The sequence below is a fragment of the Rhizobium sp. S163 genome (genome assembly GCF_030380805.1).
Lineage (GTDB): Bacteria > Pseudomonadota > Alphaproteobacteria > Rhizobiales > Rhizobiaceae > Rhizobium.
Window position 1 is genome coordinate 1012203 of the sequence record NZ_JAUDSA010000003.1, and the last position, 14916, is coordinate 1027118.

The 14916-nt window shown below is 58.3% G+C and carries 9 protein-coding genes; 1 reads left to right on the forward strand and 8 read right to left on the reverse strand.

Annotated elements, in window-relative coordinates; translation table 11 throughout:
• Positions 1 to 126: 126 nt before the first annotated feature.
• The 5 genes from treZ to QTL96_RS05275 form a co-directional block, all read right to left on the reverse strand.
• Positions 127 to 2115, reverse strand: a complete 1989-nt coding sequence (gene treZ, locus QTL96_RS05255) for a malto-oligosyltrehalose trehalohydrolase (protein ID WP_289726952.1) — start codon at positions 2113 to 2115, stop codon at positions 127 to 129.
• 85 nt (positions 2116 to 2200) lie between these two features.
• A complete protein-coding gene (locus QTL96_RS05260) occupies positions 2201 to 3859 on the reverse strand; it encodes an alpha-glucosidase (protein WP_289726953.1) in 1659 nt (552 codons plus the stop codon).
• 88 nt (positions 3860 to 3947) lie between these two features.
• The gene (locus QTL96_RS05265) at positions 3948 to 6227 is read right to left on the reverse strand and encodes a xanthine dehydrogenase family protein molybdopterin-binding subunit (RefSeq protein WP_289727178.1); all 2280 of its coding nucleotides are present in this window, start codon (positions 6225 to 6227) and stop codon (positions 3948 to 3950) included.
• Positions 6228 to 6277: 50 nt separating this feature from the next.
• On the reverse strand, positions 6278 to 7264 hold the full coding sequence (locus tag QTL96_RS05270) for a xanthine dehydrogenase family protein subunit M (RefSeq protein WP_289726954.1): 987 nt from the start codon (positions 7262 to 7264) through the stop codon (positions 6278 to 6280).
• Positions 7261 to 7767, reverse strand: a complete 507-nt coding sequence (locus QTL96_RS05275) for a 2Fe-2S iron-sulfur cluster-binding protein (RefSeq protein ID WP_289726955.1) — start codon at positions 7765 to 7767, stop codon at positions 7261 to 7263. The genes QTL96_RS05270 and QTL96_RS05275 overlap by 4 nt, the downstream gene beginning before the upstream one ends.
• Before the next feature lie 602 nt (positions 7768 to 8369).
• On the opposite strand from QTL96_RS05275, the gene QTL96_RS05280 reads away from it, so the two are divergent.
• Positions 8370 to 9836 (forward strand): HWE histidine kinase domain-containing protein, encoded by a 1467-nt coding sequence (locus QTL96_RS05280; RefSeq protein ID WP_289726956.1) that lies wholly within the window; start codon positions 8370 to 8372, stop codon positions 9834 to 9836.
• Between the two features lie 130 nt (positions 9837 to 9966).
• On the opposite strand, the gene QTL96_RS05285 is transcribed toward QTL96_RS05280, so the two are convergent.
• The 3 genes from QTL96_RS05285 to QTL96_RS05295 all read right to left on the reverse strand — a co-directional run bounded on the left by QTL96_RS05285 (position 9967) and on the right by QTL96_RS05295 (position 14881).
• Positions 9967 to 10191: a hypothetical protein gene (locus QTL96_RS05285; RefSeq protein WP_111562814.1), complete on the reverse strand. Its 225-nt coding sequence runs from the start codon at positions 10189 to 10191 to the stop codon at positions 9967 to 9969.
• 429 nt (positions 10192 to 10620) lie between these two features.
• Positions 10621 to 12384, reverse strand: coding sequence for a molybdopterin-dependent oxidoreductase (locus QTL96_RS05290; RefSeq protein ID WP_289726957.1), 1764 nt, complete (start codon positions 12382 to 12384; stop codon positions 10621 to 10623).
• A 2026-nt stretch (positions 12385 to 14410) separates the two neighbouring features.
• The gene (locus QTL96_RS05295) at positions 14411 to 14881 is read right to left on the reverse strand and encodes an NUDIX hydrolase (protein ID WP_111562816.1); all 471 of its coding nucleotides are present in this window, start codon (positions 14879 to 14881) and stop codon (positions 14411 to 14413) included.
• Between the last annotated feature and the right edge of the window lie 35 nt (positions 14882 to 14916).

Here is a 14916-nt window from a genome sequence, read left to right on the forward strand (position 1 = left end):
GTTCGGACATCTGACCATCGGGGACCGAGCAAGGGACTTGGACGATGAACCAGCAGCTAAACAAGGCTTGCTAGCAGGCGAACGTACCTTTGTCCTTCCGAGCATCGATGAGGCACACATGCGATCTCATCCGCCGATGTTTGAGATGACGTCCTGCCAACGGAAAAGATCGTCGCGGTCGGGTATCGGGCGACGCGCGGCCGGCTTGGGAGCAAGGAGGATCGCGCTGTCGGCGCTCAGCGTCCACCGTCTCTGGAGGTCAACTGGCCTCTTGCCACCACCGCCGTAGAAGAAATCTTCGCTCGACCACGCGAGCGACCATTCACACCGCGCGGGAGGCGCCAACAACGGTTCCGCAAGGCTTGTGACAACGACATCTTCGCCGAGGTTCACTATGAGCAGTCTTTCTTCCTCTGGTGCATCGGCGAAAAATCGGAGCAGAAACGCCCGCTGAGCGATCACACTTCCGTCCAAGCCTTGCCCCTGCGAAATCTGCGGCGCCGCTCCGCTATAGCCCGAAATTGCTCTGCTCTGCTGGCGAAGCGCAAGAAGATCCCGATGTAGAGCTATTATATGTCTGTTTGCATCACGCTCGGCCCAATCGAGCTTTGAATGCTCAAAGGTGGAGCGCTCGGCAGGCACGGGCATCCGTTGCGCAAATGCAGGATCCTTGAGACTTGGAAACTGCTTGAGAGAATCGATCCGCCCATTGCGGACAATCTCCAGCAAATCCCCCGAGTGGTCGGCAAAATAATAAAATGGACTGGAAGCCCCGAACTCCTGGCCCTGGAACAGCATGGGTGTTTGTGGCCCCAGCAGCAACAACGCTGTCAATGCCCGAACTCGTGCAGGCGAAGCGAGTGTGTTCATCCGCATGCCGGTTCCAGAATTGGCAACCTGGTCATGGTTCTGAAGGAAATGAACGAAGTTGCTTGGCGCAAGGTCAAATCCCGGTTGGCCGCGAGGAGCGTCCTGCCAGTCGTATCGCTGTCCCTGGAAGAGGTAACCGTACTTCGCGGAGGAGATGAACTCCTGGGCGCGACCGAGATGATCATGGTAGTATGCTTCGTTCCTGCCGGTCAACGCGACCATCGCCGAATGGTGGAAGTCATCGTTCCAGAGCGCGTCAAGGCCGTAACCGTTCTTCCCGGAGCCCCGAACGAGACGTGTGTCCTGAGGTTCGTTCTCCGCCACCAGATATATCGTTCGATCGCCGGCTGCGGCACGAGCCTCGCGATTTATCAGCGCCATGATATGCTCGTCGCTGCTGTCGTTGAGCGCTTGTGTGGCGTCGAGACGTAGCCCGTCGAAATGGTACTCATCAATCCAGTAGGCGGCATTCTTGGCGAAGAACTCGCGGACACCTCCGCAGTTATCGCCGTCAAAGTTGATTGAGCTGCCCCATTCGTTCCAGTACTTGTCGGTGAAATAGTCGGGCGCAAAATCTCTGAAGCGATCGCCAACGCCGAAATGGTTGTAGACCACATCAAGAATGACGCCGATACCGAGCTGGTGTGCGGTGTCTATGAACGATCGCAAATCATCGGGACCGCCGTATAACCGTGTTGGCGCAAACGGCAGCACTCCATCATATCCCCAGCCGAACTCCCCACAGAACTCGTTGAGTGGCATGACTTTAAGGCATGTGATGCCGATCTCCTTCAGCAAGTGAAGCTTCTCGGCCGCGGCGGCGTAGGTCCCCTCTGGCGTGAATGTACCGATGTGCATCTCGTAAAGAACTTGGCCAGCAGGCGTGACGCCTTGCCAGTCGTGGTCGCGCCACTGATAGCTGTGTGGATCGACTACGGCCGAATAGCCCGCCGGCCCTTCTGGCTGGGAACGAGACGCCGGGTCTGCGAAAGTATCGGGGATGCTGCCAAGCCGGAACCGGTACAGAGCGCCAGCGCCCAAAGTTGGAACATCAACGCGGAAGTAGCCTCCGTCCTCTGGCGTCATACAGTGTTCGCTACCGTCACCCAGCAGAACTGCTACGCGCTGCTGAGATGGAGCCCAGACACGAAACGATACCGCGTCACCGACGATTTCCGCGCCGATCGGATAACGGCGAGCGATATTGAGGGAGGGTTGATCAGTGCCAGCACTTTCGATGCTCATGGTTCATCCTAATCTGGGTTCCACAAGCATCGGGAACGTTGAAGTTTCATTCGCAAAAACATCTACTCGGAACATTTGTTCCGTCTCAATCACCTTCGGCTAAAATAGCGAATGCTTCGTATGGTCTCAGGTCGAGGCTAGCCTTCAATCTTTCGATGGCGCTGTAATTGCTGATGAGGCAACGCCCCGCCACTTGGAGCTCGTTTGGCAAGTTCAAGGGAATTGCTCTTGCCGAAAAGTTCGCCACGACGACAAGGCGCTGACTGCCCAGCGAGCGTGTGTATGTGAAGACGTCCGGATGCTGATCGAGGTAGGACTGATACCGACCATAGACAATGATCGGGTGCTCCTTTCTGAGCGCGATCAGCGTGCGATAGTGGTTCCAGATCGAGTGCTCGTCGGACACGGCACGCTCAGCATTTATCAGCGTGTAATTCTCATTGACCTCGATCCAAGGGATGCCGGAAGTAAAGCCCGCGTTTGCCTGCGACGTCCATTGCATGGGTGTTCTGGCGTTGTCACGGCCGTTCTCATTGGCACCCTTGATGAAATCTTCCGGGGAAAGACCGGAGTCGAGATGGAGACGATGCATGTTGAGGGTCTCGATATCCCTGTACTGCTCGATCTTGCTGAAGGGCACATTGGTCATGCCAATTTCCTCCCCCTGATAGACGAACGGTGTGCCTTTTAGCAGATGGAGGACCGTCGCAAGCATCTTGGCGGACTCGATTGGAAATCCTTTCGCGTCTCCGTACTTGGACACGGCGCGCGGCAGGTCGTGATTGCCCCAGAAGAGCGAATTCCAACCATCGTCAGAGAGCGCGTACTGCCACTTGCTGAGAACCGCCTTCAGCTTGATCAGGTCGAAAGGCCGAGAACGCCACTTGCCGTAGATCTCGTCCCACTGTTGAGTCACGTGCTCGAATTGAAAGACCATCGATAATTCGTGACGGTCCCGGCCGGAGTAGAGCAGCGCCGAGCCGGGCGTCGCGCTCCAGGTCTCGCCGACTGTCAGCACATCCCGCTTGCCGAAGGTTTCGCGGTGCATCTCCTGCAAGTAGTCGTGCAGGTGCGGGCCGTCGGTAACGATCGATTGGTCGACCTCCTTGCCAATGTAGTCGATGACATCCATCCGAAAACCGGCGATGCCCCGCTCCAACCACCAGTTCATCATTCTGTAGATTTCTGACCGCACCTTTGGATTTTCCCAATTCAGGTCGGGCTGCCGGCGGGAGAACAGATGCAGATAATATTCGTTTGTCTGAGGATCCAAGGTCCAAGCCGGTCCGCCAAAAGACGATGTCAGAGCGTTGGGAAGACCTCCGCCCTCGCCGGGTTTGCGCCAAACGTAAAAGTCGCGATAGGGATTGTCTAACGACTTACGTGCTTCAACGAACCAGGGGTGCTCGTCCGACGAATGGTTGACGACCAAGTCTAAAATAATGCCGATGCCACGACGCTTCGCCTCAGCGACAAGGCGATCGAAGTCGGCGAGCGTGCCGAATTCTGGCGCGATATCCTGATAGTCGGAAATATCATAACCGTTGTCGTCCATAGGTGACGCAAAGACCGGCGAGAGCCAAATGATTTCGATGCCAAGGGTCTTTAAATATTCGAGCTTGGAGATGATGCCCGTAATGTCACCGACCCCGTCACCGTTGCTGTCTGCAAAACTGCGCGGATAGATCTGGTAGATGGTTGATCGGTGCCACCATTCGCGGGGCTGCATGGTTTCGGGCGTCATGGACTTGATCCTGTCTTGCCGGCGGCGGATGGAACGTAGAGCAGCAGATGGTCGCCCTACGAGCAACACCATCGCGATGAGGCTGCGGTTACAGCAGTTTGTCCAGCGTTAGAGGAAGGTCGCGAACGCGCCTCCCAGTCGCATTGTAAATCGCGTTGGCAACGGCTGCGCCCGTACCGGTAATGCCGATCTCGCCAATGCCGTGAGCCCCCATCGGGGCATGGGGATCGGGGATGTCGGTCCAGATGACGTCGATTTCGGGCACGTCCATGTGGACCGGAACATGATATTCGGCGAGGCTCGGGTTCATGATGCGCCCTTTCCGCTCGTCGAACTGCGCGTCCTCCATCAACGCCAGTCCTAGGCCCATGATAATGCCTCCGCGAAACTGACTGGTCGCGGTCTTCGGGTTTAGGATGCGGCCGCAATCAAAGGATCCGAGGAAACGTGCTACGCGCGGCTCCCCTGTTACTCTGTTGACTCGGACCTCGCAGAACATGGCGCCGTGGCTGTGCATGGACCAGTGCATCGTCTCCAGAGGCTGAGGCGGCTTTGCCTCGACGGAAATAGACTCTTGCTGCGCGCGCGTCAGCAAGGATTCGTAGGTTTCGTGACGGCTCGGATCATCGAGTTTGCAGAGGCCGCCGTTGCGGCTGCCGACCTCTTTGGCCTTTAGACCTGCGAGTGGAGAATCATTGCCCGCAAGTCGCAGGAGCTCGTCGATCAATTTGTTATGCGCGGCGATTACCGATGCGCCGATGGCAGCCGTTTGTTGCGAGCCGCCGGCCATGATGACGCCAGGCAAGGTGGAATCTCCGTAGTTGAACGTGATGTGTTCCATCGGCAGACCGAGGCGGTCGGCGGCAACCTGGGTCTGGACCGTAGCGGTGCCCATCCCCATCTCGTGGACGGCGATGTCGATGATTGCCCGTCCATTGCGCGTCAACGTGATACGTGCCGCACCGCCGGGCATCCTGTAATAAGGGTAGGTGGCGGTTGCGCAGCCCATGCCAACGAGCCATTCTCCATCGACGGTCACGGCGGGGATAGGATTTCGGCGTTCCCATCCAAACCGCTCCGCACCGGTTCGGTAGGCCTCGACGATATGGCGAGATGAAAACGGCAATCCAGAAATCGGGTCCTTCGCCGGCTCGTTGCGCGCCCTGAGCTCGATTGGATCGATACCAAGCTTCTCCGCCAGCTCATCCATCGCGCATTCCAGCGCGAAAGTGCCGACCGCCTCGCCCGGCGCACGCATGAACGTGTTGCCAACCATGTCGAGTTCGACCTTCTGGACGTCCAACAGGATGTTCTCCGCAGCGTAGGCGCTGCGCGTCGGCAGAATGAAAGGCTCGGGCATGGCGTTGTGCGGCGTCTTGACAGTCACACCTCGATGGATGATCGCCGTCAGTTTCCCATCGGAACCCGCACCAAGTGCGACGCGCTGTTCGGTCGGCGACCTGCCACCGACGATCCGAAACACGCCTTCGCGCGAAAGCACCAAACGCACCGGTCTGTCCGCCAGTCTTGACGCGGCCGCCGCAAGGATATGATGCTGCCACATCGATTTGCTTCCGAAGCCGCCGCCGACGAATGGCGACGTCACAACAACCTGCTTCTCGTTGATGCCGAAAACTTGAGCCATGGACCAAGCCGTATGGGCAACAAGCTGCTGAGCATCATGCATTCGCAGGGTGTCGCCCTCCCAGGCGACGGTCAGGCCGTGGAGTTCAATGGGATTGTGGTTGTGGCGAGGGGTCGTGTAGGTGGCGTCCACCTTGTATTCGGCGCTCTTGAGGGCCTCCACCGCGTCGCCGACCTCATCGTGCAGAGGCTGGCCCATGAACTGGGCCGTGTCCGTCCCCACCTCGCGGGCCTTCGAGAACGACACCATCGCGTCGTCGATATCGTATCGGACCCGGATCAACGATTTCGCATAGTCCGCCTGCTCTTGTGTCTCGGCCAGGACCAAGGCGATCGGCTGGCCGTTCCAATGGATTCGATCGTCTTGCATGGCGGGGAGATTGTCGCCACCGGCCGCTTTTTCTCCAGATAGGAACAGCGGAGGCGGCCGGAGCCGCGGGGCGTTCTCATACGTCATCACCAAGACAACGCCAGGCGCCGCCTTGGCGTCGGCAGTCTCAATCACCGACATTCGTCCTTTGGCTATCGTGCTATAAGCGAGCGATGCATAGGCCATGCCATCGAGGGGGAACTCGGCAGCAAAAGGCGCTCTTCCCGAAACCTTCAGCGGCCCGTCGAGGCGCGAGACGGGTTTCCCCACATGGCCGTGGCGCTCACGAATAAGCGGGTCGGGCTCACCTCCCGGAATCCAGCTATCGGGGGCTATCGCAACAGCCTTTGCCATGCCCGCCTGGATCAGGCCCTGAGCGGTCTGCTTCGCATCTTCGTAGAGGCTCATGCTGCATCTCCCGTCAGTTCCCTCAAAACCGAGACGACCACGCGCGTTGCGAGCTCGACTTTGAATGCATTGCCATCAAGCGGGTGAGCGCCGGCCAGTTCCGCCTCCGCCGCTTCTATGAATGCCGCTTCGCTTGCTGCGCGCCCGCGAAGCGCATTCTCGGCTTTTTCCGCCCGCCAAGGCTTGTGCGCGACGCCTCCTAGAGCAATCCGTAGGTCACGGACTCGGCCGTCCCGGATATCCAGAGCGGCAGCTACGGAAACCAAGGCAAAGGCGTAGCTCGCTCGATCGCGCACCTTGCGGTAAGACGAACGGGTTGAGAACTCCGTCTGCGGCAGCTCTATCGCGGTAATAAGTTCACCGGGCTGCAGCACGGTCTCGATATCGGGCCGATCGCCAGGCAGACGATGAAATTCCTTCAGTGGGACCGTCCGAGCGCCGGTGGCTCCGTCAAGATGGACAACGGCATCAAGCGCGGCCAGCGCCACACACATGTCCGACGGGTGGACGGCGACGCAGGCTTCAGAGGCGCCGAGGATCGCGTGATTGCGATTGAAACCGCCGATCGCGTCGCATCCGCTCCCGAGCTCGCGTTTGTTACAGTTCGAACCATCGTCGTCGTAGAAATAGGCGCACCGCGTACGCTGAAGGAGGTTGCCGCCTACGGTCGCCATGTTACGGATCTGCGCGGAGGCGCCGGAGACGATCGCGCGGGTGAGAGCTGGAAACCGTTGGCGAACGATAATATTCTCCGCCAAAGCAGTGTTGCGTACGGCGGCACCGATCAACAGCCCTCCATCGGCTGTTTCCGTGATGTCGCTCGAAAGGCCGGTGACGTCGATAAGGCCGGTCGGGCGTTCTATCGTCTCACGCATCAGGTCGACGAGATTGGTCCCGCCGCCGAGAAACTTGGTGCCGCTGATCATGCCCTGCTGGATCGCGTCTTGGGCGTCCGTCGCGCGGGAATACGTGAAGGGGATCATTCTGCCGCCTCCTTCCATGTCTCAGCAATGGCATCGATGATGCCATTATAGGCTCCGCACCGACAGAGGTTGCCGCTCATCCGCTCTCGCAATTCCTCGTGGCTGAAACTTATCGATGAGGACAACAAGTCTGAGGTGACGTGACTTGGAACGCCTCGCCTGATCTCTTCAATCATAGCCACAGCCGAGCAAATTTGTCCGGGCGTGCAATAACCGCATTGGAAACCGTCGTGCTCGACAAATGCCCGCTGCAACGGGTGCAGCGAGCTCGGCTCACCAAGCCCCTCAATCGTGGTGATCGATCGGCCTTCGAATTGTACGGCAAGAGCAAGGCATGATAGAACGCGTTGCCCGTCGACGATCACGGTACAAGCTCCGCACGCACCTTGATTGCACCCCTTTTTCGTGCCGCTGAGTTGCATATGTTCGCGCAACAGATCGAGAAGGGATACTCTCGGATCTTCAGGCGCCTGCACCGCCTGCCCATTGACGGAAATGCTCAAGCAAGCCTCCCATGGCTGAAGTCGATCGAAAACATCGAAGATGACTAAACGCGGGTAGCAGCAGAAGGTTCGATATGCTGGCAAATCGCTTTAACACGACATTTGCGGAGTTAGGTAGCAGCTACCAGCGTTCACGTACGGAGCTGACACGCGCGGGTACCTCCTCGCCCCCGGAACGTGTGATGAAGTCGAAAGGTACCTTCCACGAACCCCTGGGTGAAGCGGCCACGCCAGCAGTGAAAAGCATACGGGGACCAACTGCAAGGCGGCGGTTTTTTTGCAGGGGAATACCCGTCATGCCGTTGAACGCGGCAATGCGGCCGCCTGCGCCCGGCTTGCACTGAAAGGCGTCGTTTTAGCTTATCTTCGCCGACACGGGCCTCGGGTATTCAATAAAGGAATGAAGCTGCCCTAAGCCGGATATATCGCAATCGACCTAGCGCCACCGCCCAGGTCCGACGTCGGGTCCCGGCCACGGCCGACACAACACTACTGCGCAGGGCACAGAGGGCAAGCGGCGCGAGGCGGTTGCCTAGAAACTAAGTTGAGTGATATGGTCCCGACAATAGTGAATGGGCCCTCGGGTCAATAGGCCACGCTTCATGAACACACACGAAAACGCACGTGAGCTCCGCCGCCTTCAAGCTCTCGACGAATATGCAATCCTCGACACCCCGAATGAAAAAGACTTCGACGATGTCGCCCGGTTGGCTTCCGACATCTGTGGGACGCCGATCGCGGTCGTGAACCTGATCGGCGACCGTCGTCAGTTCTTCAAGGCCGAGGTCGGTCTGGGCGTCCGGGAGACGCCGTTCGAAAGTTCGTTCTGCGCAAAGGCGATACTTGAAAACGACTTCCTGATGGTGCCGGACGCCACGAAGGACAAGCGCTTCGACTGCAACCCTCTGGTCACTGGCGAGCCGCATCTTCGTTTCTATGCAGGCGCGATCCTAAAGAATTCGGAGGGACTGCCACTCGGTACGGTCTGCGTGTTGGACTACGAACCAAGAGAACTGAACGAACTCCAGCAGCGGACGCTACGGGTGCTGGCTTCGCAGGTGATGGCTCAACTCGAACTGCGCCGTGTCGCGGCCTCCGAAGCTGACGCGCGACGAGCGGAGTCGGAGGAGAAGGCCCGGTACAAGGCGGTATTCAATAGTGCGATCGACTATGCGATAATCGTCATGGATCGTTCTGGGCTGATCACAGACTGGAACGACGGCGCGACGCGCGTTCTGGGCTGGGAGCGATCGGAGGCCACCGGGCGCGACGTCTCATTCGTCTTCACTCCGGAGGACCGGGAGGCAGGAGTACCTGATCTGGAGATGCGGTCGGCACGCACCCAGGGCCGCGGCATCGACGAGCGCTGGCACCTGCGCAAGAGCGGGGAACGCTTCTGGGCGAATGGAGAGCTCATGCCTCTAACGGCCGACGAAGGCGCCTTGCAGGGCTACGTAAAAATCCTTCGCGACCAGACGGTCGAGCGACTTCAGGAACAGCGGAAGCAGCTCCTCCTCGAAGAGATGGCGCACCGTGTCAAGAACAGTTTCGCCGTGGTTCAGGCGGTCGCGTCGCAGTCGCTTCGCGAGATCGATCCCGCGATCGCGTCGACCTTTCAAGACCGGATCATCGCGCTCGGTCGAGCGCACGACCTCTTGCTCCAGACGAACTGGCAATCGACCCACCTTCGCGCGCTGCTCGACGGCGTGCTCCTGACCGACACGTTCCCTGGACGGTTCGAAATCGACGGCCCCGATATCGTAGTCGGATCCAAGACCTCCATGTCCCTCTCGCTTCTGCTGCACGAGATGGCCACCAATGCGTTGAAGTACGGCGCTCTGTCCGTGATCGACGGAAAGGTCGAAATCAGATGGACGCTTGAAGATGATGGCCTACAGTTAACGTGGCGGGAGATCGGCGGCCCGTCTGCGGCGGCGCCTTTGCGCAAAGGCTTCGGGTCGAAACTGATCGCGATGGGAATCAACGGGGCGCGCGACGTCGCGCTTGACTTTGGGAGTGGCGGACTGACAGCAAGCTTTCGTGCGCCTGCCGCGACCCTGTCGACGTAGCTGTTTGCAGTCTTGCGGTAAGCAGAGCACTTGTCGCCGGAAACGGCGTCTTTCTGACGACCGCCGAGAGGTCAATTCAAGAACGGCCGCATCGGGCTCGCTAACGTGTCTTAGAGTATCGGCAGTAGCGTCAGTCCCAGCGGGGCTTCCGCCTTCCTAGATTGTCCGCCAACGCCGATCCCGTGAAACCGTCGGCGAGCTGAAGGTCCACTATCGCTATATCAGCCTCCGCAGCAACTTCCCTCGCCTCCTCCGATGTGCCCACTGGACCGAGTACCTCATGGCCCAGTGTAGCAACGACGTCCTCGACGTTTATTGCGATGAAAAACTCGTCCTCGACAATAAGGATTCGCATGCATACGCCTTAAGCTAATTCCGCCGATACCCGATGGCAGCGTTTTCGAATCCCCAACCTTCCAGAGCATCGATGGTTGCAAGCTCGAGACGTCCGATGGACAAGTCCGCAGACGAGCACACTGGAGACAAGCCGCCATGGCTCGATAGAAAGAAGAAGTGCGATGGGAAGCGGGGGTTGGACGTGCAGCAACCGCAACGAATCCTTCAGGAAGATTTCGATCGATACTGCAAGTCGCTGACAATTGACCGCTGGAGTTCCTGGTGCGTCATGCATTCCGCTGTCATTGCCACGTCCCGCTTTTCGCAAACCGCATGGGGCGGCAGTGGCGCGTTCGAAGTCCGCAAACAGATAAAGTCTGCAGTAGGCCCAATGCCAACCACCTTGTAGGAATAGAAGGATGAGAACAACTTCGTCCTCAAGCCTCGGTCAAATCGGCATCCTATAGCCGTAGAATTCATGGTCTTCGTTGTACCCACCCTGGCCAGCACCCAGATGTTTGAAGTCCTCTACGAACTCGATCGCGGCGATCCATTTCACCATTTTGAAGCCTAGCTCGTTCTCGCAGCGAAGCCGTAATGGCGCGCCGTGCACTACGCTCAGGGGCGCGTTGTTCATGTCATAAGCCAGGATTGTCAGTTCATGGTACATGTTGCTGATTTTATGGACATCGTAATAGCGCCCCCCGTCACCGCCCTCGGCTATGGAATAAAATACCGCGTATCGAACTTCCGGCTTGGGCTTGACGATCTCGATGATCTCGCGCATCGGCACGCCCGTCCATTTGGCGACACCAGACCAGCCTTGGATGCAGAAATGCGTGGTGATCTGCTCCTGCTGCGGCAGCGCCTTGAGATCTTCTAATGAAAAGTCCTGCGCCTGTTCAACGAGACCACCAACCATGAGACGATAGTCTTCGAAGTTTCCGACGACCAATTTTTCGAATTCGGCGGAGTTGGGCATCGTCCCGTTTGGCCAGAGGTAGGGCGAGATGTCCTTCTCGGTCAGTTGATAGCGTGGATCGAACCATTCGATCAGCCCCTTGATCCAGCCGACCGTGAACTGCCCCGTCTTTTGAACCAGCCGGGCGTTGCGCAAGGTGAAGGGCGAGACCCACAGCCAGGCGGCCGCGACGACACCCATAGCCAAGAGAAAGAACGGAAATCCAGACCAGCTTTCGTCATCAACCCCGGCGAACATGTGATTGGTGTTCTGCCGAAGGCCAGTCACGAACACCATCACGCCATGAGCGACGATGAAGAACACGAACCACAGGAACGAGATGAAGTGGATGGAACGGGCCTTCTGCCTGTCGAGTACGCGGCCGAACCAGCCGAGCCGGTTCGAAATCGCCGGTCCCTGCATGAAGCCGGTGATAATCGAGACCGGTGCCGCAACGAACACGGTCATGAAGTAGGTGAGCTGTTGAAGACCGTTGTAGCGGGTCCAACCTTCATCGACAGGAAAGTTGAGCGACGCATATTGTATGCTCGTCGATAGGGCGGCCGGAAACACTTCCCAAGTTAGCGGTATGATGCGCTGCCATTGGTCCGTTGCGAAAAGCAAGAGGTAGAACAGTGCTCCATTGATCGTCCAAAGCAGATTGACCGAAAAGTGCCACCACCGTGACAGGCCGAGCGTATGGCGCAGGCCCGGAATGCCGAGCCAGCCGGGGAGCGTAACCGCGTCGTCCTTGGCCGTCCAGATCCGGTCGGTCGGCACATCTTTCTGGAAACGGAACCATTCGGTGCCGGGCGTACAGTCCCGATGCCAATAGAGACGGGGATGGTCAGCAAGAATTTGGATGCCCGCCCGGATAATAAACATCATGAAGAACATGTTCGTGAAGTGCTGGAGCCGCAGCCACCAAGGAAACCCACTCTCAACAGAGGGGGCCGACTGGGCAATCCCTGGATGAAGTTCGATGAAGGCATGAACAGATGGTAGTTCACGAAGCGCCTGAGATCCGGCTACCGTTACGATGAGGACGATCGCGGCGATTGGCAGGAACCACATGACGTTGAACCAGCGCGCGCCAATTCGGATATGCGGAAGGACGCCCTTTCGTGGGGGTAGCCAATGGTTGAGCCGGACGCGATCATCTGCGGATCGGAGATCGGCGCGAAACCCATCGACAGAACGGTGCTCTGTAGGTTCGTCCATGTTGGCCCCACCCTTTTCGGCAGCATCCACCAGCGTTAATCCGTAAATCGAAACCCTAGCGCAGCGATAAAGGTCGTACAACCTTCGCTTTTCCGACCAGAGGGTTCAGGGGCCTCGTGGAAGCTACCGCGAGCGAGATCCTCACTGCTTATGAGACTTCAGCGACATGACGGTTACGTGCTGAAGCGCGCCTACCGACGTGGGATCAGACAGGCGCACCGGCGCCAGGGCTGTCCATGTGCGCCCGAATTGCTGCGGCACTTGCTTTCGCACATCGATCCTGTCGAGGGGCCCCCTTCTTTCCCCCACTATGACGCTAATTCGACGGGGCAGCGGCGTCTCTGGCCTCGGGCTGCTGCGACCTTCGACGATGCGCCTGGGCGAGGGATTCGTCGGTGATTTTGTCTGCCGTAGGCAGCCTCCGCTTCATTCGATCAAGACGAGGGGTTCGAATCTTTCTCTCCGCATCGATCTGCTGGTGGCCCCGTGCAAAAGCCATATCCATTGGGAACAAGAGTTCGAGGATGAATTAGTCCTCGAATGCAGGCGCCCCAAGCGCGGCCCTCGACAGCTCAGCGGCCGTATTGCCGTCGATAAGACATGTCGGCCGCATCGGTGGAACAATCGTCGCGGATCCTTGTTGAGAGGCATCGTTGTGGATTCAGTTTGAGTTTACCATAGCGCTAGGCGGAGGGTCCCGCTCTCCATGCTACCCACCCTCCGCCGCCCACTCTCGATCGCGTATCGCGGAGCGAACGGAAGTCTTGAGTCCATGAGAGCTTGGAAGACTCCGCTACTCCCCGAGAACAATGACCCGCCGCTGATTGTGTAAGCCGGATGTCCTCTCGCTCTGCATCCTGAAGTTCCCCGGCCGCAGATGGAGCAAAAAAAGCGACCGTCTACGGCGTTCTAAGTTATCTTGTGTCTTAGGTAACCCGACCCGCAGTGAGAGCGCCATCAATATTCATATTCTTTCTTCCCGCTATCTCCTGCGCGATCGGATGTCGCCGCAGGTCTTTTGAGAAGCGGAAAAACAGGGGCGCTCAAACCGTCATGGCGCAGCGCCCTTCTCCCGGACGCCCGGCGACAGTCATGTCGCCATCGAGCGGCCATCGGGTTGCCTGTAGCATCTAGGTCTGCTGCCCGATACTGCGTCGCGATCGTGTTTCGCCGACGTTTCCATCTGCATTCCGTAACTACGAGGGGAAAACACCGTTTGAATCAATTAGTTCCGTATCGGAATGGCGAGCGCATTAGCGACGCTGTGATACTCAGTCGTCAAGACCCCGAACTTCCTTCTCGGGCGTCACGGACATCGACAGGCGATGCATCGAACGCGACGCTGAAGGGTCGTCAATCCCTCGAATACAGCAACTCGCGGAGCCTTGTGCTCTCAGTTACGCCTGTCCGAAACCACTTAAGCAGCTCCCCGGCTGCCCGACGAGCCTCCTCGGAGTCGCGTTCCAATTTTCGGTCGTGACAGAAATCATTAACGATACGGTTTATCATTATGACCTCATCCGGACCGAGCGGTTGCTCTGTCTCCCAAAATGCCTGGAACATCATGTCCTCCACATAGAAGCCGTCGCGTGCCAGACACAATTATCACAGATCCAGCCGAATGTCCGGTCCAAGTAGGCTCCGCAAGATTGCTCGACCAATCGGCCTACGCGGTTGAAGAGCAGGAACACGTCGGAGACTCCACCATGGCAGAATTGAAACCTCCACTAAACACGCGACCTGATAGATGCTACAGAGTAGTGCAGCCTCCTTTACCAGGATGCAGCACCACTTGGGCCCCGCTCCGGCGGGGCCACTTTCATGGTGGGGGGTCTTTCGGCTATCTCGCCTCGTCACGCGCATTTGAAGCCATTCGCGCGCCACCTTTCAAGAGCATTCGGTTGCGACGCCCTCAGCGAATAAACCGTCGCGGCGTTGTGGCAGACGGACGTTCTGAAGCGATTGCAATCGTTGAACATATGGCCAACCACGTCGAACGTCGTTTCCTCACCGTCGAAGCAGCTTTCGGAGCGGGGCTGGGAGACAGGTTGGTTTCCTAGCGAGCCAAGTCGAGCTTCCGCAGAATTTTCTGCAATTCAGGTTCTGCGACCAGACGGGCGGCTTTGCCCGGCGCCAACCAAGCGAGGGTTCGCTCCTTGCGTTCCGGGAAAATTCGATTGCAACGCCTTACGTCGAGTAGGTGAACGTCGACCGTCGCGGGCACCCGGACGCCGTCGTCGAGCGTCTTCATGTACGTAAAGCTGCCAACAGATCTCCGTCTCGCGCGGCCTTCGACGCCGGCTTCTTCCCATGCTTCGCATTCCGCTACCCTATGCGGCTTCATGCCCCTGATTGGCCATCCCTTTGGAATGGTCCAACGCTTGGTCTGTCGGGTAGTGATAAGCAGGATTTCGGTACCGCCGGCGCCGCTACGGAGGCAGAGCGCACCGAACTGTTCCACAGGAGCGGGTTTGGGATAATCCCCGTCTCTGAGCCTCGAACGATCGCGTTTATCAGTCTCTGACATCAACGGTAGATGTGGCGAGGAAAAGTCGTGGCAAG